General features: G+C 52.9%; 15 protein-coding genes. 5 read left to right on the top strand and 10 right to left on the bottom strand.

Translation table 11 applies throughout. From position 1 onward, the window contains the following. Positions 1 to 5 precede the first annotated feature (5 nt). Positions 6 to 11,936 (bottom strand): Ig-like domain-containing protein, encoded by an 11,931-nt coding sequence (locus HCH_RS09390; protein ID WP_011395975.1) that lies wholly within the window; start codon positions 11,934 to 11,936, stop codon positions 6 to 8. 532 nt (positions 11,937 to 12,468) lie between these two features. Here HCH_RS09390 and HCH_RS09385 point away from each other — a divergent pair. Beyond that, positions 12,469 to 12,708 carry a hypothetical protein gene (locus tag HCH_RS09385; RefSeq protein ID WP_011395974.1) on the top strand — a complete coding sequence of 80 codons (240 nt, stop codon included), beginning with the start codon at positions 12,469 to 12,471 and terminating at the stop codon, positions 12,706 to 12,708. Positions 12,709 to 12,759: 51 nt separating this feature from the next. Here HCH_RS09385 and HCH_RS09380 read toward each other — a convergent pair whose 3' ends face one another. Together HCH_RS09380 and HCH_RS09375 are read right to left on the bottom strand one after the other, a co-directional pair. Then, positions 12,760 to 13,038, bottom strand: coding sequence for a collagenase (locus HCH_RS09380; protein WP_011395973.1), 279 nt, complete (start codon positions 13,036 to 13,038; stop codon positions 12,760 to 12,762). A gap of 475 nt (positions 13,039 to 13,513) precedes the next feature. Then, positions 13,514 to 14,095, bottom strand: a complete 582-nt coding sequence (locus HCH_RS09375) for an NAD(P)H-dependent oxidoreductase (RefSeq protein WP_011395971.1) — start codon at positions 14,093 to 14,095, stop codon at positions 13,514 to 13,516. Between the two features lie 252 nt (positions 14,096 to 14,347). On the opposite strand from HCH_RS09375, the gene lexA reads away from it, so the two are divergent. Continuing rightward, positions 14,348 to 14,950, top strand: a complete 603-nt coding sequence (gene lexA, locus HCH_RS09370; RefSeq protein WP_011395970.1) for a transcriptional repressor LexA — start codon at positions 14,348 to 14,350, stop codon at positions 14,948 to 14,950. A gap of 48 nt (positions 14,951 to 14,998) precedes the next feature. Here the strand turns inward: lexA and HCH_RS09365 are convergent, their stop codons facing one another. Next, positions 14,999 to 15,244: a hypothetical protein gene (locus HCH_RS09365; RefSeq protein WP_011395969.1), complete on the bottom strand. Its 246-nt coding sequence runs from the start codon at positions 15,242 to 15,244 to the stop codon at positions 14,999 to 15,001. A 158-nt stretch (positions 15,245 to 15,402) separates the two neighbouring features. Further along, positions 15,403 to 15,861 carry a DUF6586 family protein gene (locus HCH_RS09360; protein WP_011395968.1) on the bottom strand — a complete coding sequence of 153 codons (459 nt, stop codon included), beginning with the start codon at positions 15,859 to 15,861 and terminating at the stop codon, positions 15,403 to 15,405. A gap of 384 nt (positions 15,862 to 16,245) precedes the next feature. Between HCH_RS09360 and HCH_RS09355 the strand changes: the two genes are divergently transcribed. Beyond that, positions 16,246 to 17,625, top strand: a complete 1,380-nt coding sequence (locus tag HCH_RS09355) for a DUF1329 domain-containing protein (protein WP_011395966.1) — start codon at positions 16,246 to 16,248, stop codon at positions 17,623 to 17,625. Between the two features lie 116 nt (positions 17,626 to 17,741). On the opposite strand, the gene htpG is transcribed toward HCH_RS09355, so the two are convergent. Further along, complete coding sequence (gene htpG, locus HCH_RS09350) at positions 17,742 to 19,667, bottom strand: molecular chaperone HtpG (RefSeq protein WP_011395965.1); 1,926 nt, start codon at positions 19,665 to 19,667, stop codon at positions 17,742 to 17,744. Between the two features lie 203 nt (positions 19,668 to 19,870). On the opposite strand from htpG, the gene HCH_RS09345 reads away from it, so the two are divergent. Then, positions 19,871 to 20,023, top strand: a complete 153-nt coding sequence (locus HCH_RS09345) for a hypothetical protein (protein WP_337998588.1) — start codon at positions 19,871 to 19,873, stop codon at positions 20,021 to 20,023. 12 nt (positions 20,024 to 20,035) lie between these two features. Here HCH_RS09345 and HCH_RS09340 read toward each other — a convergent pair whose 3' ends face one another. The 3 genes from HCH_RS09340 to HCH_RS09330 form a co-directional block, all read right to left on the bottom strand. Continuing rightward, positions 20,036 to 20,731, bottom strand: a complete 696-nt coding sequence (locus HCH_RS09340) for a TIGR01621 family pseudouridine synthase (protein ID WP_011395963.1) — start codon at positions 20,729 to 20,731, stop codon at positions 20,036 to 20,038. Between the two features lie 163 nt (positions 20,732 to 20,894). Further along, on the bottom strand, positions 20,895 to 21,236 hold the full coding sequence (locus tag HCH_RS09335) for a DUF3135 domain-containing protein (RefSeq protein ID WP_041598539.1): 342 nt from the start codon (positions 21,234 to 21,236) through the stop codon (positions 20,895 to 20,897). A 464-nt stretch (positions 21,237 to 21,700) separates the two neighbouring features. Next, a complete protein-coding gene (locus tag HCH_RS09330; protein ID WP_011395961.1) occupies positions 21,701 to 23,659 on the bottom strand; it encodes an AarF/UbiB family protein in 1,959 nt (652 codons plus the stop codon). A gap of 297 nt (positions 23,660 to 23,956) precedes the next feature. Here HCH_RS09330 and HCH_RS09325 point away from each other — a divergent pair, with 297 nt between their 5' ends. After that, on the top strand, positions 23,957 to 24,733 hold the full coding sequence (locus tag HCH_RS09325; RefSeq protein WP_011395960.1) for an SDR family NAD(P)-dependent oxidoreductase: 777 nt from the start codon (positions 23,957 to 23,959) through the stop codon (positions 24,731 to 24,733). A gap of 13 nt (positions 24,734 to 24,746) precedes the next feature. On the opposite strand, the gene HCH_RS09320 is transcribed toward HCH_RS09325, so the two are convergent. Continuing rightward, positions 24,747 to 26,036 (bottom strand): MFS transporter, encoded by a 1,290-nt coding sequence (locus tag HCH_RS09320; protein WP_011395959.1) that lies wholly within the window; start codon positions 26,034 to 26,036, stop codon positions 24,747 to 24,749. Positions 26,037 to 26,256: the final 220 nt, after the last annotated feature.

Raw genomic sequence — 26,256 nt, 5'->3', positions numbered from 1 at the left:
AATGGTTATTGCGGAAAGGCAGTTTCCACTATTTTAGTATTTCTATTTATAACCATTTTAATTTTAATACCAGTATTAGGATCAACCCCTACATATATCATACGATCCGCTAACTTAACGCCTTGTAGGTCCACGCCACCCTCTTGCACTTTATGCAATCTCCTTTCTTTCCATGCACGCTTAACTGCATTAATAATTTCTTTGTCACTCATATTAGGAGGGAAAACGTCATTCTTTGGACCTCTAACTTTAGCTACCGCCCCCCGAACTGAGTGATTATTCAGGATATGCTCAAAGTCAAACCCTTTTGCCTTAATTCCTCTAAACTTACAAGCGTTGTTTTGATTTGCGTTATGGACAAGCACTCCGTCCTTACCGACAAAGAATGTGTGAAGATTATCAACTGTAATATTGAAAACTTTCTCCTGACGAAGTTCCCTAGAAACATTTCTTATCGATGAAACACCCTCAGCCAATAGCAACTGGTCACCAGCTTTTAATTCGCTGGCTAGCTTCCAATGAAGGTCAGAGTAAAATGGGTGCTCAGGAGTAGCTTCTACTACCTCCCCCGTTTCCAATTCAATAATTACAAAATCATAACTCGCATCATTCTGAATTAAGTGTGTTACCTCTTCATATTCAAACCGTTTTGTTTCCTCACTAAATGCTAAAACTTTGTCGCCAATTTTCACTTTCTCTATCGGCACCAATCCGTTTTCAGTGTGAACCATAGTTCCCTCAGGGAAACTATTAAAGAAACATGCTACACCATCAAAGGTATTTTTCATTTTTTCTTTTACACTCTTCGGTAGCATTTTTAACAATTTGCCAGCCGATCCACCAAGCATAGTTAGCAGAATCTCTGTACCTACAGCTTTAGCGTCAAACTCACCTTCACCTGTTGCAATTTTGAATACATTATATGAGGTTTGAGCAACCGAAGATAAAGTACCCACCACATTAACAGCAGTCATTATTGATCCAATAGAGAAATTTCCAGTTGGATCGACATAGCTGATAGGATCAGCATTAGCATAAAGATACTTGTGCAACGTCACAGGATCAGAGTTAAGCCCCATCCACGTATCCATCTGCGTAAACCGCCCCTGGTTCTGGTCGTAATACCTCGCCCTTAGGTAATACTGATCCAGGGATGCATCGTATTGCTCTCCTGTGTACAGGTAGCTGTTCGGGGTGTCTCCTTCGCTGTGCAGCAGGATGCCGAAGGCGTCGTAGTGGTAGTTGTCGGTTTGGACGCCAGTCTGGTTTGTTAAAGAGCGGACGGAGCCTTGGCCGTCGTAGACATAGTAGCTGACGTCGCCGGCTCTTGCCTGGCTTAGCAGGTCGTCGCCATAGACGTAGCTGACCTGATTGGCGCCGTTGACGACTTCTTGCAGTACTTGAGCGTAGTCGCGGTTTTGGTCGACGATAAAGTCGGTGGTTGCGCCGCTTGCCGCTTTCCAGGTGCGAATGCCGTCCGGGTTATAGCCAAAGCTGGTGGTCTCACCCGCTTTTGTTACCGCGAGGAGTTTGTTCTTCGCGCTGTAGGTGTAACGAGCCGTGACCAGACCGTCTTCCGTTTCCGTCAGCGTATTGCCGTTGGCGTCATACGCGTAGGTAACGCCGCCCTGTTGCGTCAGGCGGTCATTGTCGTCATAACTGTAGGCGGTGTGCACGCCGTCGATGATGCTGTAGGTGCGGTTGCCGACGTTGTCGAAGCGGTATTCCGCGCTGTAGTCGCCATTGACTGGATCGCTGATGGCGTCATGCGTCAGGCGATACAGAGCGTCATAGGTATAGGTCGACACCCGGCCGTTGTGCAGCTCTTCGATTTGCTCCCGTCTCCCCGTGCTGTGCAGGGTGTAACGGTAATCGGCGATGACGTTGTCCGCCTCATCTGCCGTGGTCTGACGCGTCAGTCGGTTCAAGGCGTCGTAGACATAGGCGGTGGTTTGGCCGTTGGCTTGCGTCACGCTCTCACGGTTACCCACCGCATCGTAGGCGTACAGAGTCTCGCCGCCCTGAGGATCGATCACTTTGCTCAGACGGTTTAACGTATCGTACAGGTACGTGGTCGTTTCCGTTTTACCCTGATAGGTGACGGTGGCGGAGGTTTTATTGCCCGCCTTGTCATAGCTGTAGCTGAGCACCGCGCCATTCGGCTGCGACTCTTCCACCAATCGGTTCAATGCGTCGTATTGATAACTTGTCGTTCCCAAAGAGTTCGTCGCAGTGAGACGAGCGCCAATGGCGTTATAGGTAAAGGTTTCGACCTCGCCATCTGCGTAGTCGATGCGGCTCACCTGATCATTCACATCATAGGTATAGGCGGTCGTCTGACCATTAAAGTCAGTATGGCTGAGCAGCCTGCCCGCGATGTCATAGCTGAAGGACTCCATCTGTCCCATCGGCAGCGTCCGCGTCAGCACACGGCCCATAGCGTCATAGGTCCAGCGCGTCGTGCGGCCTTCCGCATCCTTCTGCGTCAGCTTATTGCCGGCCTGATCATAGGTGAAGGAAGTGACGTTATTCAGCGCATCCGTCACCGCAATCAAACGGCCCAGCTTGTCATAAGCGTACTGGGTCACTCGACCAGCTTGATCGATGCTACTCAGGCGACGACCAAGAGCGTCAAAGGTTTCCTGCAGGCTTGAGCCGTCATGGAACAGGGTTTTAACCCGTTGATCCAGGATGTTGTACTCATACGTCGTCGTGTGACCGTTCGCATCCGTTTCACTGATCAGGTTGCCGTCCGCGTCGTAGACGAAGCTATGGCGCTGATTCAGGGCGTTGATCACGGCGGTGCGACGACCTGCCGCGTCATATTCGTAGTGAGTGACGTTACCTTTGGAGTCCGTCTCGGACTCAACCTGTCCGGCGGCGTCATAGGTCACGCTGGAGAATGAGCCGTCCGCCAGCTCAGTACGAACAACGCGATTCAGTTTGTCGTAGGTAAAGCCAGTGACCCGCCCCAGACGATCGGTTTCCGTCAGGACATTGCCTTCCACATCGTAGGTTTTGCTCTCCGAGGTTCCATCCGGGTATGTCGTCGCTAACAGACGGCCATAGACGTCGTACTCGTAATCCGTGCGACGTCCCTGCATATCGATGGTGACGATTTGATTGCCCGCAAGATCATACTCGGTTTGCGTGCTGGAGCCGTCAGCATACTGGGTCTCGATAACCCGGTTGCGCGCGTCGTAGACGTAACGAGTGGTTTCATCGACCTTGACGCCATCCACCGTACGCTTGCGGGTTTCCGACAGGACATTGCCGTTGTCGTCATAGGTGTAAATGGTGCGCTGCTCCAGCGCATTGACCTCGGTAAGCTTGTTCCCGTCCTTGTCATAGGTGTACTGGGTTTCATTGCCCAGGGCATCCTTGGTCTTCTCCACCAGACCGTCTCGATTCAGCGTATTTTCAGCGACATTCCCCAGCGGGTCCGTGACCGACAACAGGTTGCCGATAGAGTCGTAGACGTTAGTAAAGGCGTCCCCACTCGCATCGGTAATCGTGAGTTCCTGGCCGCGGGTGTTGTAGGTGAACGAAGCCGTATTGCCCAGTTCGTCCGTTTGCGTCAGTTGATTGTTGCGCTCATCAAATGTCGCGGAACTGACATAACCAAGCGGGTTCGTCTCACTCAACTGATTGCCATGATCGTCATAGGCGTAGGACCAGGTATGGCCTTCCGCGTCGACCTTGGAGGTGACATTGCCGCGATCATCGTAATACAGGAAGGTCGTATTGCCGTTACGATCCGTCACGACGGACTGACGTCCTTCGATATCATGATCAAACTCAGTGCGATGGCCTTCTGAGTCTTCCTGCGCCATCAGACGCCCCGCATCGTCGTAAATATTTTTGACTATCGTGCGGCCCAGCGGATCAATGATATCCAGCAAACCGTGAGAGCGGTTGTAGGTATAGCTGGTTTGCGCCGCCATGGGGTCAGTGCTGACTTCCAGGTCACCGTTAAAGTCATAGGTATAAGTCAGCTCGCTTCCATTAGGATCGGTCATGCTGACAATGCGACCTTGACTGTCACGGGTAAAGCGCACCGCCTTGCCACTGGAATGGAAGATCCCATCGTTGGTGTAGGTCAGGGTGTGGCCATTGGGGTCGACCACTTTTTCTATGCCAACGCCTTGCTTCAGGTAATATTTGTAGCCGGCCTGGGTGGTTAACAGGTAGCGGCTGGGGTCCAGCGCGCGGGAAAATGTATCATTATCCACCAGCTTGCCATTCACATAGCGGCCAGACGCATCATCCAACGCTTCCAACGTGGACGCCGTATCGCCAACCGGCTTAAACGCCAGCTCAACGTCCTCCATTGCCGTATAGGTATTGCAGCGAGGAGAAGCGGAGACTTCAAAGCGCTCGACATCGCCGTCCGGCAGCGTCACCGTCACCGTCGGCGCGCCCAGCGGCTCAACGCAGAAGTCGAGAATCAGACTGAATGGACCGCGCTTGTATTGATTTAACGCCCAGAGGCCGCCCAACGTGCGTGATTCCTCAATCTTCACATCCTGATAGCCCAGACTCCAACCATAACCAAAGTCCAACGCCTCAGAGCGACGGCGGCTGTCGTAGGTTCGCGTCACCCGAACAGGCAGGCCCGCCACAGGAATATTCAGGTCTTCCAGAGTGATAGAGAAGTTGCCGACCTTCAGGTCGCCCTCTACGGCGATCACTGTATTGGCGGTTGCGCTCAAGCCGTTTACATCTTCAGCGTACAGCACAACATCGTACTGACCGTTAAGCAGCAACGTGGGATCAAAGGTGGCGATTTTGGCCTCGCTTACATTTTCACCGCCTTGAGCAATCACTTGCCAGGCCTGCTGTCCTCGTGGCGAAAGCATGACTTTATAAAGCGCCAGGTTCCCATCCTGCACTGAGCCAATCACATCCGTCGGCGCAGTGATAATCGCATCCTGAGTAGGCGCGCTTAAACTCACCAGGGGCGCGTTCTCGTCAGCGGCGTCGCGGACCGCGTAACGCGCGGTTTCAATCACCGTATCCACGCCATCCGTCACGCCAACTTCGATGGTGTGTACGCCAATGGTCTCTGCGTTAACGACCACTTGACCGAAATCACCCATCGCCGTCTCCACCCCATCCAGCCACAAGGCGATAGTTGGTGCGCTTTGACCGCCGTCCACAAACACGTTGATGGAAAGGGTATCGCCAGGATTAACGAATTCGGGGGAGACAACGACCGTCGCCGTCAGGGGCTTAACTTTCTGAGTGACGTTAATGCTATAGCTCTGCAGTGAACGTCCGGCGCCATCTTCCGCATAGACAACCACGTCCTGGATGCCAACCTGATCAGCCCCCGGCGTCCAGCGCAGCGCGCCGTCGGCGGCGACAGACATACCGACGGGCCCGGACATCAAGCCATATGAAAGGGCATCGCCATCCGCGTCCGTGGCCTGAATCTGATAGCTGTATTCCCGGTCAACCGACGCCTGATCGAAGGGACGACTGACGATAACGGGATACGCATTCGCATCATTCGCCGCAACCGCCTGCAATGTGAAGCGCTGCACAGCACGCGCCCGGTTATCGCTAACGATCACCGTGATCTGGTATTGGCCTTGCTGCTCTGCTGACGCCATCCAGCGAATGGCTCCCAGGTCATTAATCGCCATGCCGTCTGGCGCATTTTCCAACTGATAAGTCAGCGTATCGCCATCCGCATCGCGAGCGGTTACCTGGTAAATATATTCCACGCCAATGCGAGCGGGAGAATTGGGAATGCTATCAATGACCGGCGCAGTATTCGGCGCCAAGGGGTCGTTCACAACCACCCCAAACGTCTGCACAAAGGCCGCTCCTCGGGCGTCTTCGGCGCGTAGAATGACCTCATGCGCCTGACCGGCCTGCGCCAGAGAGGGCGTCCAAGTAATCACGCCATCAGCCAGAGTCATGCCATTAGGCGACTGACTCAAGCTCAGAGAAACCGCATCGCCATCTTGGTCCACCACTCTAATAACATAGACATAACTATCGTTCGCCGCCGCGCTCAAAGGGGGCGCACTGGTAATCGCAGGCGCGTGATTCGCCCCTTGGTTGACGGGCAAGTTCAGGCTCTGCGTTGCGTAACCGCCCTTACGATCATGCACTTCAATCTCGGCTCGCGCGGTCTTACCGGCCCACTCCGCAGAAGGACGCCACGTGAATAGCCCTGTGTCGGAGATAGTCATGCCCTCTTCGGAAGCTAACAGGCGATAATCGAACTCGGTATCTGAGTCTGCATCATCGACAACAACCTGATATTCATATTGCTGGCCAACATATACAGAGCCGTTCGGCGAGGACACAATGCGAGGCGCGTGGTTGAGTAGATAGCCCCAGTTAACATCAATTACAAAATACTGCTTACGCACCGCGCCCTTTGCATCGATCGCGCTGATTTCCGCTGACTTTACGCCAATGTGCCGTTCTTCGGGCGTCCATTGCACCAAACCAGTATGACTATCGATGGTCATGCCGTCCTGTTTCCGGCTTAAAACGTAAATCACCTCATCGCCTTCTGGATCAACCGCCTGAGCTTGATACTCGTATTTGAAACCATGTTTGGCGGATGTGACTGGTGTAGAGGTAAACTCGGGCGCCAGGTTATCGGGACTGGAGACAACCAGGGAGACAACCTGTTCAGCCTTTGCGCCGGATAAGTCGGTCGCACGCACGCGGAAGGAGTAGCTGCCTTCTATTGGATTCTTAACTTTCAGCAAGCCTGAATAGCGCCCAATCGACACATTACCTGGCGGATCAATCAATTCAAAGGTATGGCTATCGCCGCTGTCCACGTCCTGGACACTGACTTGCATATCCGTATAGACCCCAGCGGTCGCCTCAATAATGGTGGCGCTGACAATCGCAGGAGCAGAGTTCTCTTTCTGCAGAGACAGGGCGTAGACCTGGGAGTCGGACAAGCCGGCTTCATCCGACACAGACGCCCGAATAATCGCCGCGTACACTCGATTATTGTTAGTCAAACACTCAGGAAAGCTTCCGTCCGTAATGACTTCCGCCAACAAATCGCCGGTTAATCCGTCTATGTTCGCTGGGAAGTTCAGGTTCAGCGCCTCGCTGGCGCTTAATTTTGCAATAGACTGCGAACCAAGCAGCTCTTTGTCGCCGCCAGGCGCAAGGTGGTACAGGTTAACATTGAATGCCGTATTTACGGGTTTGCGGCCACGGTTTTTAACCGTCACGGAGATAGCGCCGCCATCCAGTCGCAATCCGTATACCGTCAAATCCGCCTGGCCTACGCCGGGCTGATCTGGAAATACATTGGCCCTGAAGCTGTTATGATCCAACCAGCTTTTTGTGGGATGCACAGGAACGCTTAGATCATTATTGATGTTATTAACGTTGTACGCATGCTGGTTCCAGATGCTGCGCGTCCCCACCCATGAATCCGTGGCGTCTTCAATGACATGCAACCCTTTGTTGGTCACATCAAAGAAGCTATTGCTGACGGCAATAATTTCCGCATGGTCATCGTGATCAATATCCGCAATGACTGGATATTCGTGTGCGGTCACACTGACATTTTCAATTTCGTAGATGACATCGCCACTGACGCCGTCATAGACGCGCAAGTAATACTCATCCCCGTACACAATCTCCATGCGCCCGTCATCATTGAAGTCAAAAGCGGAAGACGCGGTTACGCCAGAGGACTGGTCCCGGGTAGGTTGACTCCAGACAACGTCGCCATTGGCGTTGTAGACCCCATAGCGGGTCTTGCCGGCGACGCCGATTTCAGGCACGCCGTCGCCGTCCAAATCCGCCAACACAGGCGGGCCGCCGCGTCCGCCGCCCTCAATTTTCTTATCTTTCCAGATGACACTGCCGTCATGGTTATACAGAGAGAGATAGCCGTCATAAACGTTGACGATTTCAGGGAAGTCATCGCTATCGAAGTTTCCTAACGCGGATGTTCCCTCGCCGTTGGTAATAATACGTTTACCCGTGTGGTCATAGATGGTAGGGCCGGCGATCAGTTCCATATCGCCATCCAGGTCGATATCCGCCGCATAGGTAAGCGGACCGCTGGCGTTCTCGCCCTGAGGGTTAACGCCAAAGCGCGCTTTACCCAGCCATTTGAGATTGCCTTGGTTATCGTATAGCGCGCGCCCCAGAATAATATCCGGCGAACCGTCTTGATCCAGGTCAGCAATGGAGGGTCCACCCCACTGGGCTTGCTCCAGCGTATCCGCCTGCCATTCCAGCTCGCCTTCATGTGAGACGACACTCAGCTTTTCCGTGATGTCTATGATGACAATTTCCGTCGTCCCATCGCCATCCAGATCCGCCGCGGCCATTGATCTTAGTGGGTAAGGCCTGACGGACTCGGACGTCCAGATATGCGTCCCGTCTTTGGCCCAAATGGCGCGCAGGAATCCCGCGTTTTGGTAACCAGATTTCCTGAAAGACTGGAAAATAATGGCGATATCATCTTTATCATTCAGCTTGCCATCGCCATTTGTGTCATAGAGCGGTACGGCAAGAGGGGTATGCATGACCTGGTTATATTCGTCATGAGGTATGGATTCGCCGTCCAGTGGCCAGGACCACTTGATTACCGGATCAAGCGTTCGCAAGTCTTGTGGGTCCGCTGCGCAGTAACCATTATCATCCGCGCGGTTATCCACGTAGCGCTCATCCCCCAACCAGGCAATAAGACCGGACTTGGGCTGAATGCTCATGCCTGCCGGTTGATTCACTAAGGTATAGGTTAGTTTGTCGCCTTCATTAGGGTCTGTCGCCTCGACATCATAGGCGTACTGCAGTGTCGTACTGGCGGTTAATACTGGCGAACTCACAATCTGCGGCGGCAAGTTCTTAGCAATGGACAAAGTCAGCGTCTGTTGGGTCGTAGCGCCGCGCAGGTCTTCTACTTCCACGACGATCTGATAATCGCCTGCAGCCAGATCGCCAATGTTGGCGATCAAGCGGCCGGTGCGAGGGTCAATGCTTAAGCCTTCCGGGCCGGACACCAATGTAAAGTGATGAGCGTCACCGATGTCTGCATCGGTGGTTTTAACTTGGAAGTTGAGCGTCTGACCGCCCTGATGTTGCAGTTCCGCATCACTGGTGATGACAGGGCCGGCATTACGGTCTTCCACGTTGATGGCGAACAAGCGCGTGTCAGAAAGGTCGCTGGCATCGGATACGCGCAACGAAACCAGGGCGGCGCGCGCCTGGTTATTGCGAATGTCGCACTCTTCCACCACCTGACTGACCGCCATGGTCACATAAATATCGTCAGTCAGCAGATAATCGTATACGCCCAGACTTAGACGAGCGGTTTCTCCGCTGGCCAGATGGGTCAAACGCTGCGTTCCCAATAGATCGCCGTTCTCCGGCGCGCCTACATAAAAGGACACGTCCACCGGTGCGCTGACGTCCGCCAGGCCACGATTGGATAGCGCTACGCTAACTTGATACGCATGGTCCGCCCCGGCTTCCAGAGCGATAGCGCCCAGGCGAAGATCGGGATGATTAACCTGAGCGCTGGTGGTTGACCCATTGCTGTCCGTGCTGACGTCGCCGATATGGGTGACGTAACACTGGCTGTTCAGCTCTTTAACGGATTGCACGTAATCTTGCGGCGGCGTCCAGCTGATCTGGCCGCTGGCGGCGTCAATGGTCATGCCTTGCGGGGCTTGATCCAGATGAAACGCCAGGGCGTCGCCGTCCGGGTCGGTGGCGTTGGCTGCATAGGTGTAGGCCAAACCTTCTGGCGTGACGGTGAGCGGTTCGCCAGTCAGCACTGGGGCGTCACTCACCGGGCGCACAGTCAACGTCACGATGGCCACGGCGGAGTCAGCCAAGCCATCGTTAACACGGTAGGTGAAGGAGTCAACGCCATTGAAATTGGCGCTTGGCGTATAGCGCAGCGCAGGCGCTTCGCCGCTCAGCGTTCCGTGGGCCGGACCTTCTAGTACGGAGAACGTCAGGCTGTCGCTGTCAATGTCAGCGCCTTGCAAGGTCAGATCGATAAAGGCGTCTTCATCCAGCGCCAGTTCGAGTGATTGAGCGACCGGAAGATCGTTAACAGGTGTGACGGTGATAGAAATCGTAGCCTGTTCAGACTGGCCCTGGCCGTCGCTGACGGTAAAAATAAAGGCGTCGTCGCCATGAAAGTTGGCTTTGGGCGTATAGGTCAGTGTCGGCGCATCGCCCGTCAGAACGCCATTAACAGGCTGGCTCACCAGGGTGAAAGTCAGCGTCTCCGTATCGTTGTCCTGCGCAGTCAGCACAATCGCCAGAGTCTGATCTTCCGCAACTGTCAGCGCTTGATCGTTAGCGGAAGGCGCATCGTTCACTGGAACGACTGCAATATTGACGGTCGCTTCATTGGATTCAACGTCACCGTCGACCAATTTGAAGCGCAGGCTGTCCTGACCGTGGAAATCAGCATTCGGGGTATAAGTAATTGCTTCGCCTTGTTGCGCAATAGATCCGTGTTGCGGCGCCTGGATGATGACAAACTCCGCTTCGCTGGTGAATTCTCCCGTCGCCTTCAGCGTAAAATCGATGGGTTGATCTTCTTTCGTGCTGACGTCCTGGTCTTGTGCAACGGGCGGTTCAACCGTCGCTTCCCCACAGTTTTCCTCGCCCAGATACTTGAAGGTTAGATAGCCTTTACCGTTGAGCTTGTATCCCGTGATCGCTATTTTGGCGAATGCCGCCGCCTGATAAATCCGGTTAGCGCCGCCGCCCTGCAGATCGCCCCATACCGGTACGATAATCTCTTTATTTAGCAATCCATTCATGGCGGTCCGCACGGCCTTGCTGTTCTTCACGCCAGGCGCGGCGCTGATCCAGTCCATGCGGTTCAGGATGCGATCCTGCGCGTCGTGCGGATTGATATAGGTATCTGCGTTGGCGGAAGTGAGCGAGTTCACCAAATCGCTCTGCTTGACGCTGCCGGTCCAGGACAGCCAGATGAAATTCCCTTGATCCATACCGGGATACAGGATCACCGTTTCTCCAACTCTGGAGGGCAGCGAGCCATAATCAAACGTGATGGGATAAAGCTGGCATTGCTCCGGCTTGGGGGGAGTGGACTCAGGCAAACGCCCGGTAAAAGGAACCCAGTTGATCTGCATCTCCCCGTACCAAGCCTTGGCGAACAGATGGCCGCGAAGTACACCCTGGGGGTTAACCACTTCCGCCTTCGGCGCCAGCACGGAGCCTTCCACGCCAATAGACTCCAACTCCAGCACATAGGCTTCATAGAAATTAAAAACTACTTTGTCGGCGACGTTCGCCAAAGACTGCAGGCTCATCCCGGACATACCGGTTTGTTGGCCATCAATATTGAAGATATAAGTGGCGTCGGCTGGCGCGCAGGAAAGGTCCACTTCAAAGGTATGCGCCGGAAACACCTGCGCGCCGGAGAGCTGGAAGACTTGCAGATTACTGTCGCACGCCGCCGTCAGATAAAGCCCGCCCCACTTGGACTCCACCTTGCCATTGGCTTTCAACTTGGATAGATCTTGCGAAAGCTGCTCTAAATAGGCCTGCGCACTTGAAAAATCGACCGAAGGCGTCGCTCCGCCCTTGATCTTGGCGCCTTGGGCCATGCCATGCTGCACAGCATCGCCAATGTCTTTGACGGAGCCGCCGGCGATCACATTGCCATAGTACACGCGACCGCTGGGAAACTTGATATCGCCCCCGGCGATCAGGACATCGCCCGCTTCAGACGCATTCAGCTTATCGCCCACACTGTAGTTATTCAGGGTGATGTCGCCACCGACGGCGAGACGACCTTCCACATCGGAGGACAAGGCGTCAAACACGTCGAACACCAAAGCGTTATAGCGCTGTGCGGGTCCAAAGTCTTTGGCGGAAACCTGAAAGCTGAACAGACCGAGAATGACGGTCGAGAGAAAGGAGGCGACATACTTAGTCATTTAACTATCCTGATTACATCCTGATCGTGGGGCGGTCTGCAACGCCCTGAGTAGGGGGCAAACCGAGCGACGGCGCGATTATACGGATTGGAAACGACAAGAGTAGTCTTGTAATAAATTTTTATTAATATTTTACAATTGACAGTCTATTTGCCCCAGACCTTTGTACATTATTAATCAGGCAGACAAATAGCTTCCTACTATTTGTCTGCAACAACAGGGCCTGCACATGTCAGACCCTGTCACCCGCGGCGCAGGCGCGCGGAATAAGTATGTAGACCCCCTTCGTTTAGTGCGAAGCTGTTTACGATAGCGAGATAAGCCATATATTTTTTGTTTCAGATGCCAAAGGTCTCATCAATGTTACTTATCTAACGGCATAACACGTAGCAGTGGATTATCCCTTCCAAACCAAAAGACCTAGACCATACCCCCTCTTGCCCCACCATAACAAGACAAATACCATTTCCTTCCAAAAACACAATTGCACTAGCCCTTAGGGCATCATTGAACACAGGTTTAAGGAGTAACAGTGAATCAGACGTCCCCTTCGCAGAAGGTTGTTAACGACTTATTCCGCATCGCGGAGTTGCTGCGCTATACCGAACAGATAACCCCTTACGGGTATGCCTGGCTGATGGAGTTCTGCGCAAATGTAGAGGCCAAGGAGGATGAGCAGCAATTTAGCCGTCCCATCCCCTCAATTCAGCCAATGACCGACATCACTCCAGAGCCTTCTGCAGCGACTCAGTTATCCCGCCGAAACGGCTAAAGAAACCGCCAGCACGGATATAACCTATACGCCAGGGATTTGGCTTTTACTTTAAACGCCAGAAGCGACCTGAAGCTCCTTCCTCACTTTCCCCATCCACTTTGCAAACCCCGCATCCAGTTCTTTCGCTTCGTCATCAAGCCAGTCCTGGTAATCGTCATATCGGCCAAGTCGGAACCATAATACTAATCGCTCAATGTCGTCTGGACGCTGCTCGAACATGTAGCGCACCGCCCAATAGCCCCAATGGTAAATACGCGACTCATCGCTATTATTAATCAGGCAGCCAAATAGCTTCCTTCTATTTGGCTGCAACGCCAGGGCCTGCACATGTCAGGCCCTGTCTCCCGCGGCTAGCCGCCGCGCAGGCGCATCCATGCGCCTGATCATTAACATGCCAATATCATTGCCATGTTAATAATCAAAAGGATCGCCCTCATAGAAAACGCCGGTCGATGAAGGCGTCATTGTCATGGCCTTTATCGTAGATATTGAAAAGTTCGTTTCACGCCGAGTCATAGCGCCCACCAAAGTCAGTCAACGAGCCCCGCCGCCCTTCGACCATGTTATCGCGCTGACAGTGAGAGTGAAAAAGACAACGCCAAAGGGGCTCTAAACCATCTGTTCGCAGGCGTCATTGCAATTCCTAAAGAGATTTACAGCCTGATTAAAGAGTACGTCGCAGAGTATGAAAGTTACCGCGCGGGCAGTGAATATATACCGATAAAGTTAATCGGCCTGTCTAATAAAAGCGCCAAATTGTATCAAAGCCGCCAAGCCAATAGCGCACAAGCTAAACCAAATGCTACATCGCCTTACCGCCATACATGCGCATTCTATCCAGCCACTGTTTTCGGGGCTTGGCGTCCGAGTCTTCCACCGCGCCAATCAGCGACGTTTGAATCGGAGAAACCCCACAAATACCCAAGATATTACGCTTTAGACTTTTTAAACTGTGAGCGCGATAAAACCAGCGATAGATAAACGCAGGCATCCCCATGGTCACGACTATGCGCGCCCTGCGTCCTTTCAGTAGCCGCCTGGGCCACTTACCTCCCCCACTTACCGCAAAGCCTGGTCGTAATGTCTGCTCCAGGAACGCCTTTAATACGGCGGGCATGCCCCCCATCCATAGCGGATAAATAATAAACAGACATTCAGCCCACTGGATTTCTTTCTGCGCAGCGATAATCACCTCCGGCGGAGACTGTTCTTCAAATTCCCGCTTTGAACGCAACCAGGGAAAACTCATTGTCGATACAGCCAACTTACGCACCTCATGTCCCGCCGCCTCCGCCCCTTCGGCGTATGCTTCAGCCAAAGCATGACAAAAGCGGCCACCCTGTGGGTCAGGATGCCCCTGAATAATCAAAATGCGTGACGCCATAAGTTGCTCCCAGAAAGTGTAGTCAGCTATTCATATTTTCTCGATTAACAAAGATAGTCATTTGTTGTCGATCAATATTCATCAGCTTTGCTTGATCCGCGACGCGCCATATCAGTTTTCATCTTAATCCTCAGTTACTTAGACATTTTTTCTTTACTTGCCCACACCATTACTGTATACATAAACAGACATGGATAAACATATAGTGTACACAGATTTTTATCAGACCTTTTGGGGTCGCCGGAGGGTGGAGTGATTAAGCTAACCAAGCGCCAGGAACAGGTTTTACAACTGATTCGCGAGCATATTGAGGAGACGGGTTATCCACCTACCCGGGCGGAAATTTCCAATCGCCTGGGGTTTCGCTCCGCTAATGCTGCGGAAGAGCACCTGAAAGCGCTGGCGAAGAAAGGCGCTATTGAGATGGTTCCCGGCGCCTCGCGCGGCATCAGGTTGCCGGCGTCGGAAACGCAAAATCAGGGCATTCCGATTGTTGGTCAGGTAGCAGCGGGTTATCCCATTCTGGCGCAGGAAAATATTGAAGAATATTGTGAGCTGCCCCCGTCCTTCTTTACCCCTTCCGCCGATTACTTTCTGCGTGTCAAAGGCATGAGCATGAAGGACGTGGGAATTCTCGACGGCGATTTACTGGCGGTGCATCGCACGACCGATATCCACAATGGTCAAATTGTGGTTGCGCGCATTGGCGATGAAGTGACGGTGAAACGTTTCCAGCGTCAGAAAAACAAAGTGCTTTTATTGCCGGAAAACGAAGAGTTTGAACCCATTGAAGTGAACCTGTCGCAACAGCCTTTGGACATCGAAGGACTGGGCGTCGGCGTTATTCGCCGCTAACAGTGAACCGACAAAGCGCCGACTGCCTCTAATGGGCAGTCGGTGACATTAATGTACGGTTTTCGGTTTTTCTTCCGCCTCTGACTGACGAATCGCCTCCTCCCGCATATCTCCTACCAGCTTAATGGCCGCATTAATCATAGCGTGTGCGACAGCCGCATCATTTTCCGCCAGATATGCCTTAGCTTCCTGACCAAAGCTGATTTTCACCAAATGTTCGCTCCCGCCCCCCATGGGTTGCAAAGCGAAGTCTCCATTCGGCAGTTGAACAATTTCAAAGAAGCTTGATGCCATTTCCAAATCTCCTACTCGTAAGTTCTCACTGAAATGTTTTCCATCGTTCCAATACCTGGGAACGAACATGTCAGCAAACTAGCCACAGGCGCCTCATTCATTTTCCTAAGCTGTTATCAGTCGAGGCCTGAGAGGGTTTCTTTCATTCAAGCTTACCTCTACCACTCAAAACTGTGCTCTCTCACCTCGTTGATAAACGCCTGCATGAACTCCAGTATTGCCGCCGCCTCCATTGCAGATACGGTTGACGTGGCGGCGATAATATTTTCATCCTGCGGCGTTTCATTTTTTCGGGGACGAGATATTTCCCCATATTGCTTCAATAATTGAGCCAACCAGGAATCTGGTTGGGCCGCCGCCAGTTTCATGCTGATAACTTCTGGCGATTCGACTTCCAACTGTCCTTCCAAGTCAGCGAGCGACTCGATCTTAACTTTGATGCGACGTTGTTCGGCAAGTTCGTTCAAGAAACCGACATATGCCTGTTGAAGAAAACGCAAAGCCGCACGCCCTGCGCATTCTCTTTCCGCCACGGTTGAAGAGGTATCTTTCCACTGCAATTGCAGCTTGGCGAAAAACAGATTTTCATTTACGTAAGTCAGCCACTTTCCAGACATACCTTAAGCTCATCAACAATCGCTTTTTATTAGTGTATAGGTTTTTAACCATAAGTTCTTTAATAAAAATTTCCCCTCCGAAGTAATTCCTGAGGCGCAATTCCGATTCGCTCAGGCGCCTAAATTCCCTACCATTGCTGTCTCATCCAACTCAGGTTTCCGCGAAAAATGGCGACAAACTATCAGCAGAGTCTTTCTCATAGCTTAGCACCCGATGCCGGAGCTCGCCCCTTACACAAGTTAACGTTCAGCAGCAACCCGCCATAAACGCTAACAAAGGCGCTAGTGAGAAAACTAGAATAATATTTTAGACTGCTATAATTTTGTCCAGGGAGAGAAAGTAAGGGAACTGTCTGTTACTTCCAGAAAGAGAGTGAGAAAGACATGGCTTATAGCCGTAACGCAAAAAAAAATATAAATAACGCACTGGTATTACTCGTATTTTCACTAATCGCGCAGAGCGCTCCAGCTAAGGCGCCGCCGGATCAGACGGCGCGTCTGGATCGGGATCTCACGCCTCTTGGCGCTGAGAGGGCCGGTAGCGAAGGAGGTGAAGTGCCGCCCTGGGATGGAGGCATTAAACAACCGCCTGCGAACTATAATCCAGATAAGTGGCATGCCGATCCTTTCGATGCGGACGTTCCACGTTTCATTATTAACGCCGGTAATGCTCAAGACTATTCAGATAAGCTCACCGAAGGGCACAAGGCTCTTCTGCAGAAGTATCCAAGTGATTACATTCTGAAAGTGTATCCCAGCCGTCGCAGCGCGTCTTATCCTGACCACGTCTACGCCGCCCTGAAACAAAACGCCGCCAAGGCGGAACTGATGCCTCGCGGAACGGGCGTTAAGGGCTCTCTGATCACCAGTCCGTTTCCGATCCCCAATCAGGGGGTGGAGATCATCTGGAACCATATCCTGCGTTACCGAGGCGAAGAGGCCGCCTTCCGTTCTTCGTTCGCCGCCACGCTCCCAGACGGCTCCTACACGCCGGTGACGACCGACTATGAGTATTTCTTTGTCTATGCTCAGCAGCACAATCGACCGGAAGATATCGACAACAAAATCTTCTACCTCAAAACCGAGGTAGTGGCTCCCGCCAAGCTCGCGGGCACCATGAACCTGGTGCACGAGACGCTGGATCAGATTCGGTCTCCGAGACAGTCCTGGGGCTATCAGGCCGGTGAACGTCGCGTGCGACGCTCTCCCAACCTCGCCTACGACGGTGAAGCTCCCAATAGCGAAGGAGTACGCACCACAGATCAGATTGACATGTATAACGGAGCGCCGGACCAGTATGAGTGGACTCTGATCGCCAAGAAGATCATCTATGTGCCTTACAACGCTTACCCATTGCACTCCAGCAATCTGCGCATGAACGACATCGTGCGTCCCGGCCACATCAACCAGGAGCACGCTCGCTATGAAGCGCACAGGGTATGGGTGGTGGAGGGCGTATTGCGTGAGGGGCTGGGCCATATTTATCACAAACGCCGCATGTACTTTGATGAAGACTCCTGGCAACTGCTGGTTGCGGAGGATTATGACGATAAAGGTGAACTGTGGCGCGTATCGGAAGCCCACGTGGTGAATTACTACGAGGTGAAAGCCCCCTGGACCACACTGGAGGTTATTTACGACCTGAAGTCAGGACGTTATTTCGTCGACGGTTTGGATAACGAAGAAAGGCCACGCGACTTTGCGCCCGGATTGAGAGATAGCGACTTCTCGACTTCCGCCGTGCGCCGCGCAGCCAGACGCTAATTGTTTTCCGTTAGACGCCGGTAGCCCATCTTTCCTCCACAAAAAGGCCGCTGATTAAAGCGGCCTTTTTATTACTGACTGACCCGTCCTGAATAAAGTTGACAGCTATACGCGGCTTAGCCCGCGTTAGAAAGCTCAAGCAGCAGCTTATTCAACCGGCTTACATAGCCAGCGGGGTCTTTCAGATTCTCGCCACCAGCCAGTCGCGCCTGATCAAACAGCACCCAGGTCAGATCTTCAAAACGCGCGCCCTGCTCTTCACCCAGCTTTTTCACCAGGGGATGGTCAGGGTTGATCTCAAAGGTCGGCTTGCTCTCAGGCAACGCCTGACCTGCAGCTTCCATGATGCGCCGCATCTGCACGCCCATATCGTAGGCGCCTACCACCAGACAGGCGGGTGAGTCAGTCAGGCGGTGAGTCACACGTACTTCTTCCACGTGATCCTTCAGCACTTCCTTCAAGCGGTTAAGCAAAGGCTCAGCTTCTTTTGAAACCTCTTCCTGCTTCTCCTTCTCTTCCTTGTCTTCAACCTCGCCCAGATCCAGTTCACCTTTGGCGATATCCTGGAAGTGCTTGCCGTCAAATTCGTTGAGATGGCTCATCAACCACTCGTCAATGCGGTCATGCATCACGAGCACTTCAATGCCCTTCTTGCGGAAGATCTCCAGATGCGGGCTCTTCACGCCAGCGCTGTAGGACTCGGCAGTGATGTAGTAGATTTTATCCTGCCCTTGCTTCATGCGGCTGACATAGTCTTCCAGAGACTGAGTCTGTTTGTCATCGTCCTGATGCGTGCTGGAGAAGCGCATCAGCTTGGCGATTTTCTCGCGGTTGATGAAGTCTTCCGCCGGGCCTTCTTTCAATACACGGCCAAACTCATCCCAGAAGGACTGATATTTTTCCGCATCGTCAGCAGCCAGTTTGGACAGCATGTCCAGCACGCGCTTGGTCAGCGCCGAGCGCATGCTTTCCACCGCCTTGTCGTTCTGCAGAATTTCCCGCGATACGTTCAGGGACAGGTCGTTGGAATCCACGACGCCTTTTACGAAACGCAGATACAAAGGCAGGAACTGCTCCGCGTCATCCATGATGAAAACGCGCTGGATGTATAGTTTCAGGCCCCGTGGCGCTTCCCGATTCCACAGGTCATAAGGCGCTTTGGCCGGGACATACAGCAGACTGGTGTAGTCCAGCTTGCCTTCAACGCGGTTATGAGCCCATAGCAATGGATCACTGAAGTCGTGAGCAATGTGCTTATAGAACTCTTTGTAGTCTTCGTCTTTAATCTCATTGCGCGGCAAGGTCCAGAGCGCCGTCGCTTCATTCACGGATTCAAACTCGGGAGCCGGCTCCGCCTTTTCCTTACCTTCCTCCTCTTCCCCGACATCCATGTTTTCTTTAATCATTTCAACAGGGAAGGAAATGTGATCGGAGTACTTTTTCACCAGACTGCGCAAACGCCAGCCATTGGCGAACTCTTTTTCCTCATCCTTTAGGTGCAGAACGATACGCGTGCCGCGCTCTTCTTTTGTTACAGTCTCGATGGAAAAGTCGCCTTCTCCGCTAGACTCCCAATGCACGGCTTCGTCTGGTTTCAAGCCTGCGCGACGGGTATAAACCTCCACTTTGTCAGCGACGATAAAAGCGCTGTAGAAGCCGACGCCGAACTGGCCGATCAGGCGCGAGTCCTGCTTTTGATCGCCGGTCAGAGTGGAAAGGAACTCAGCCGTCCCGGATTTGGCGATAGTGCCCAGGTTCGTCACCACTTCATCACGGCTCATGCCGATACCGTTGTCCGATAAAGTGATGGTCTGCGCTTTATCGTCAAACTCCAGGCGAACTTTGAGGTCGTTGTCGCCCTCGTATAGATCTTCTTTGCTCAGTGCTTGAAAACGTAATTTATCCAAGGCGTCCGACGCGTTGGAGACCAGTTCGCGAAGGAATATTTCCTTGTTGCTGTAGAGCGAGTGAATCATCAGGTGAAGCAGTTGCTTCACTTCAGCCTGAAAGCCTAAGGTTTGCTTTTCTGTTGCAGTCGTCATCGGTCGACAAACTCCTGGCGTAAGTCCATATCGGAAACAAGTGAAATAAAATCATTGCAGGCCGGCGCATTATCCGGCTCTTGAGCCCAGAAAGTGGGGGCGATTATGGATATTTCAACCGTTTCGGAGCTATGCTCACATTTTCATGACTAACAAATGCGAGAAGCGCCGTGGGTGATGTCATTCCATTCAAAAGACCATCCTTGAAGAAAAAAGCCAAAGGCAAAACCCTGTGCCGCAATGGCTTTCATAAATGGGAGGTCAGTAAGGAAAAGCAGTTCGATGTGAAATCAGGCAAATTGGTGACCGTATATCGATGCGCCCGCTGCGGCGAGCAGAAAGTGCTGGCTCTTTAATATGGCCGACGCTCAACGTCCCGGCCAGGGTAAATCCCAGGGAGCGCCCCAGTTCTCTTCCAGCAAGGCGCTCATCGCCTCGGATACGAATAACGCCCCATTCTGCGGCGGACAGAGTATCGCCGTACGATTCCCGCGGTAATTGAAACGAACGCCATAAGCATGCAGATAGGTGCGGTCAAACTCTTTGTTCGCCCTCCCTCCATATAAACTATCTCCGGCGATGGGGGCGGAGACACTCTTCAGCGCGACGCGGATTTGATGGGTTTTTCCTGTCAAAGGCCGCACCATGAACGCCCTGACGCCTGGCTGCAGAGAGTGGCTAAAGAACTGAGTGACGGCGGGGTTTTCGCGCCCGGCTGTTAACTTCCATGCGCCAGCGCGCGCCTTCTCCATATCGCCGATAATTTTACCCTGTTTTTTTTGCGGCTTATGCGCGGACAGCGCCAGATAATATTTCTCAACTTGGCGTAAGCTGAACTGCTCAGTCAGTTCTCGCGCCAACGCGGGCGTCTTTGGCAGCAACAACAGACCGGAAGTGACTTTATCAAGACGGTGAACAGGATAGACGCGAATGCCTAGCGTATCCGCCACGCAGGAGCACAAACCGGGCTGGCCTTCTTCGTCATGGAAAGATATTCCTGGCGCTTTATCAACGACCAGCAGGTCATCGTAGTCAGAGACTATTTGAAAAGGGGGCGCATTCACCGTTTTACTCCACGTCGGTCAACAGGTGGAGCGGCAGTTTACCCCAGGTGTTTTCAATGCACGAGTGGAGACCGCCGAAACCGGTTAAAACGCATTATTACGGCGTTGCGATCAGTTAAACGCCGAGAAGGCAATCCATTGCGGGAGAGAGAAGCGCCTGGGATCAGGCTCGACTACGATAGTCTTCGAGGGAGATAACTTCGGCATTGGAAACCGGGGCGGCTTCCGCCTCAGCCAAGGCGAAGTCATAACGCTCGTTCAAACAGTAACGCAGCTCCGCCAGGGATTCATGCATTAACTGACTGATCTTGATGCATGCCGCCAAGGGAGTCTTGGCTCTGGCGCGGGTCATATCGACCTTGAACTGAAGTCCGCGCAGCTTGCGCTGGCAGTCAGTCCGGGCGGAGGTAATGATGTACTCCACCATCTCTTCTCTTAGCGCTTCCAATGCTTCAGGCCTTTGTTTGGCCATTTCAAGCAATTCATCAAAATGTGGAAGTTCCATTCTAAGCTCTCTTACTACACAACAGCCTGATTCGGCTTTCATACTACCAGCGGCTTTTTGTTACTACTCAGCAGCCACCTGCTGAAAAGCGATAGGCTCTTAAGCTTCAAGCCGGTTTCACCCAGCGCTCAAGACATGGACCCAACCAGAAAAAGCCACACCCTAACTGTTCAATTTTTAACCATATTTAGATAGTACAAGTCTGCTTTTGACCTGTACACATAAAATGCATTCTATCAGAAAAAAATGGCATGTTACATTGTGTAAATTTAGTTATATCTGTGTAATTAAAAGGCTTTATATACAAGCCGGTTAGCATGACAAGCTAAGGTTGACAGGCAGATAAACAACCTAAGTGGTCTAGGAAAGATGGGGAAAAAGGCAGGCGCCTGTTAACAAAATTGTGAGGCGAGACACACTTAGGCGCCCGCCATCGGCGCTGTTTGAGAGGTCATATGGGACACTCAGGCGCCACGGATCAGTCCTCGCAAGCTCTTTAATCGGCTTTGTGCGCGATCACGAACCAGACGATAAGGAAACAGCGTCACGCCCAACCCCAGATCCATCAACAGCTGAGAGCGTGGGGCCTGCTCATACATGCTCAGATAGGCGCCCGCCATGGCGGTGATGGAGCGGCTCAGATGCAGGTAATCGCTCTGCACGATGATCCCAAGCTGATAGGTATTGGATAACAGGTGCATCACTGTCTGTAGTCGACGCTGAACGCCTGCCACGCCCTCTTTGTACAATTGCGACAAGGCATGAACGCCCAGTGGCGTGACGCCTTTCTTCTTCAAGGTGTCCGCCAAGGCGGCGCGTATAAACTCCCTGCGGCGGAGATTGTCTTCCGGATGCGTGCTCATTTGTACTAGCGCATGCGTCAGGCGATCTACGTCGGCCGTCAGCGCTCCATAGACATAGTCCCACACCAGCGGCCACTTGCCGCGCATATCCACCACGTTGCCCCAATCGATCAGAAACAAGCTTCCCTCGGGCGTCACCATGATATTGCCCGGGTGTAAATCGCCGTGAAACTCTTGATACACCAGGACGTGCTGTAGAATGGTGAATAGAAAGCGTTCCGCGACTTTCCGGCGCAGGTCTTCCTTTTCCTGTCCCGCCACTTCCCTTAGCAGACGATCCACTGACAGCGCCGTCTCAAGGTATTCCATTTCAATAATGCGCCCGGTGGCGGAGTATATTTGTGGCACGGACCAACTATCGCTGTCCTGGGAGCGACGATAAAACCGTTTTTGTATGGCCGCTTCGTCCTCGAAGTTCAACTCTTGCTCGAACCCCCGCGTGAACTCTTTAACCTGACGGGACATCGCCTCCAAAAACGGCAGCAGCTTGGTGTGAGGCGCCCAGTACTGACTGGAGATCAACATCAGCTCCAGGGCCAGCGCCCCCATCTGAAACTCTCGTTCCAGGTTATGTCTGGACACCTTCACTACGACCGGAACCAACATCTCAACCCCGTCTCTGCGTACAGGTTTCTTCGCGGCATAGACTGAGCCGATAGAGCCGGAACGTAATGGTTTGGCGACATCGAAGCCGAAGTAGATCTCGCCGGGAAGCTTGCCGTGGCACTCCAGAAACGCCTGATTCACTTCCTCCACCGTCATCGGCTGCACGTCTTCCTGAAACACTTTCAGCTCAGTGGCGATTTCCTCCGGCAGGAACTCCGCATTGGCGGCGGCCACTTGCGCCATCTTGATGAAGAGCGGGCCGAATTCACGCACCATTTTCGCCACGATTTGCGCCTGTCCGGCAAAGTCGCGAGGATCAGTTTGTAAGAAGGGTTTGATATAACGGATGGCGCGAATCTGCCGTCGCAAAATCGCCAGATCGCTGCGCAGCACCCTCGCCTTTTGCGCCATCTCGCCAATAGCATGATTATTCACCTGACGCAGATGCTTGATGCGATTAATGATATCCACCAGCAATGGCTCGTAGGCGCGCAGGACGGAGCGGATAATGTCCAGGTTCAGCTCCACCAGCCCTTTCAGCTCCGGCGCGCTGATCAATTCATGAAAAAACTGCCAGAACTCATTGACGATGGCCTCGGGAATCTCCACCGGGCTGCGCGACACCGTCTGTTTGACCAGAAACTGAATCAGGCCTTCCGTCGTTTCTTCGTTGGGGATCAGCTTGTACTTGCGCAGATAGCCTGTCAGTGCCTTGGATTGTTCGGAGATGGGATGCTGGTAGAGAGCTTCGAATAGCAGATCCAGTTCGCAGGCCAATTGTTCTCTGCCGACAGGATCGTCGCTGAGGATCAACTGGCCGAGAGGGAGAAAGGACTTTGGCAGTTTTACCGTACTGACCGCAAACTGGCCAGCTCCCCGCAACACCCGGTCAGTTCGCTGCTTTAAAACCGGAAAATTGATTTCGATGAACTTCTTTTGGTCCGATTCACTCATGTGGGCGCCAGAGCCTGATGCTGTCCATAGGTTGTATATGAAGTCCGACAAGCTCCAAGCTTATCAATATCATTCGAGGCAAAAAAGCAGTCTAGCACTTATCCACAGGGCGAATAGATAAAGTTTGATGGAGTTGGCCAAAATACAAATGACCATCAGTCATTTGTATTGATAGACTGCTAGTCGACGCCTTACGAACGAGTTAATCCATTCAATGTCCGTGTCAAGGCTCATGCTTCCAGCAAGGTAATGCCGGAATCTCACAAACAGACATAACAGATGACAGGGGTTGGGACTATGAGCGCGAAAACGGTATTGATCACGGGCGCCTCTTCCGGTATCGGCCTGGCGCTGGCGCGGGTATTCGCACGACATGGCTGGAGCCTGGCGTTGGTCGCCCGCCGTAGCGACAACCTGGAGCGCCTGGCCGTAGAGCTCAAGGAGAGCTATGGAACAGACAGCCAGTGCATCGGCTTCGACCTGACCACGGACAACGCCGCGCGAGCGTTATACGACGAAGTGCGCTTCCGCAATCTGCGAATAGACTGCCTGGTGAACAACGCCGGACGCGGTTATTTCGGCTCCTTTATTGAGCGCGACCACCAACTCGAGGAAGAAACTATCTACCTGAATGTGACCGTACTTACCTCACTCTGCAAACTGTTTGGCCGCGACATGGTGGAGCAAGGCGGCGGCCGCATACTGAATATCGCCTCCATCGCCGGTTTTATGCCAGGGCCCAATTTCGCGGTATACCACGCCACCAAAGCTTATGTGTTATCCCTATCGCGGGCGATTCACGCCGAACTCAAGTCTCTGGGCGTCACCGTCACCGCATCCTGCCCCGGCCCCACCGAAACTGAGTTTTTCGACAAGGCGGGAACCGGCGTGCTCAAAGCAATGGAGTACATTCGCCGCATGCCTGCCGAGAAAGTAGCGGAGCAGGCTTATGAAGCGACCATGAAAGGCAAACCCGTCGTAGTACACGGGATGCTCAACAAGATGATGGTGGAGTCGCCGCGTCTGGTTCCTAAGAGCTGGGTGGCGCCGGTAGTGAAGAGCCTGATGCGATAGCCGCCAACGCCCATCACTCAGCTGGAGCCTCTTTCAACCTGCGCCATTCTCTGACCGCGTCCGGGTCCATACGGAAGTAATGCAGGACCTGAGACGCCACCAGCAGACTGATCACTCCAGCGGCGATAAACAGTCCGTCATAGCCCAGCATCTTGGCGACGAAGCCGCTGAATACGCCCGCCGCGCCGGAAACGATCACCTGGATACAGGCCTGCAGCGTAAAGTCCGCGCCTTCGTGTTCTTTGCGGCAGTAGTGCATCATCATGGCGAACAAGGCGACGTTGGCCATACTGTCGACAATTTGCTCAAAAATAGCGACCGCCAGTACAACCGTCATCTCCGTTGCGCCGCCGCTGACAATGGAATACATCGCCAACGCCAGGGCCTGCAACAAAGAAAGCGACACCAGGCAGACTCTGGGGCCGAAGCGATCATAAAAACCACCGCCGGAGAAAACCGCCGCCACGCCGACTAACGAGGACATCAGCGTCACCACACCCACGTCCGCCAGAGACAATCCTTTATCCACCAGCATCGGCTTGATCATGCCAGAGGCCAGACTGTCCGGCATTTTGAACAGCAGTAGCACAGCGACCCAATAGATCATACCGGGCTGGCGCAGGAAGGACAGGTAAGTGTTTAGGATCAGCGCCAGACTCACTGGCGACTTGTCTTTCACATTCTGAATATTTTCAGCAGTCGCCGACGAGTCGCCCAAGGGACACTCATCAAACAGAAATATCGGAATCAGACAGCACGCCAGAATTGCCGCCATACTATACAGGCTCAGGCTCCATCCTATTCCATCAATGGCCATCAACAGTAAGCTGGCGCTGACGATCATACCCACCTTGTAACCGCCGACCTGCAAAGCGTTCCCCCACCCTCTCATTGGCGGCGGCAACAGCTTCACCGCTAACCCATCCGTCGCAATATCCTGAGTAGCCGCGCCAAAGTTCATGCTCACCAGAACCAGCATAAACAGCAGAATAGACCAGCTACTGAGCTGCCCGGGATTCATCGTCCCCAACCACAGCAACAACCCGCTGACCATGCCAATGGCGAGAATAATCCAACCACGATGCAAACCCAGGTCGAACAAGTTATAGCGATCCACCCAAGGCGCCCATAAAAACTTTAGAACCCATGGGAACGCCAGCATTTTGATCAAGCCGATATACTCCAACGGCACGCCATGCTCCCGCAGCACCGGCGGAATCACATGCACCATCAAACCCGCGGGAAACCCTTCCGCAAAATAGAGGCTTAACAAAAGCACAGAATGAAAAGGAGTAAAGCGCATGGGTTATTAAACGTCACTGTATTTTTGGGTGAACGCGCAAATATTATTACCTCTATAGGGCGCGCGTATTATGACACACAAGAGACTGAATCCCTGAGAGGGAGAGTCCACCTTTATATTATTGCTATTTCTTCCCGCGACGTCTCAGGATAATCAAGTAGATTTTTGACACCCGCCTTGACCTATTCCATAGGGCCAATTCAGAGCTGACTAATATTTG

The sequence above is a fragment of the Hahella chejuensis KCTC 2396 genome (assembly GCF_000012985.1).
GTDB classification, from domain to species: domain Bacteria; phylum Pseudomonadota; class Gammaproteobacteria; order Pseudomonadales; family Oleiphilaceae; genus Hahella; species Hahella chejuensis.
Note: the sequence above shows the minus strand (reverse complement) of the source record. Positions and strands in the feature narration are given on the sequence as shown.

Excerpts from the sequence above, each read along its gene's own strand:
- HCH_RS09355 (WP_011395966.1), top strand. The coding sequence starts at position 16,246 with ATGGCTTATAGCCGTAACGCAAAAAAAAATATAAATAACGCACTGGTA.
- HCH_RS09335 (WP_041598539.1), bottom strand. The coding sequence starts at position 21,236 with ATGGAACTTCCACATTTTGATGAATTGCTTGAAATGGCCAAACAAAGG.
- HCH_RS09365 (WP_011395969.1), bottom strand. The coding sequence starts at position 15,244 with ATGGCATCAAGCTTCTTTGAAATTGTTCAACTGCCGAATGGAGACTTC.
- HCH_RS09360 (WP_011395968.1), bottom strand. The coding sequence starts at position 15,861 with ATGTCTGGAAAGTGGCTGACTTACGTAAATGAAAATCTGTTTTTCGCC.
- HCH_RS09320 (WP_011395959.1), bottom strand. The coding sequence starts at position 26,036 with ATGCGCTTTACTCCTTTTCATTCTGTGCTTTTGTTAAGCCTCTATTTT.
- HCH_RS09375 (WP_011395971.1), bottom strand. The coding sequence starts at position 14,095 with ATGGCGTCACGCATTTTGATTATTCAGGGGCATCCTGACCCACAGGGT.
- htpG (WP_011395965.1), bottom strand. The coding sequence starts at position 19,667 with ATGACGACTGCAACAGAAAAGCAAACCTTAGGCTTTCAGGCTGAAGTG.
- HCH_RS09390 (WP_011395975.1), bottom strand. The coding sequence starts at position 11,936 with ATGACTAAGTATGTCGCCTCCTTTCTCTCGACCGTCATTCTCGGTCTG.
- HCH_RS09325 (WP_011395960.1), top strand. The coding sequence starts at position 23,957 with ATGAGCGCGAAAACGGTATTGATCACGGGCGCCTCTTCCGGTATCGGC.
- HCH_RS09330 (WP_011395961.1), bottom strand. The coding sequence starts at position 23,659 with ATGAGTGAATCGGACCAAAAGAAGTTCATCGAAATCAATTTTCCGGTT.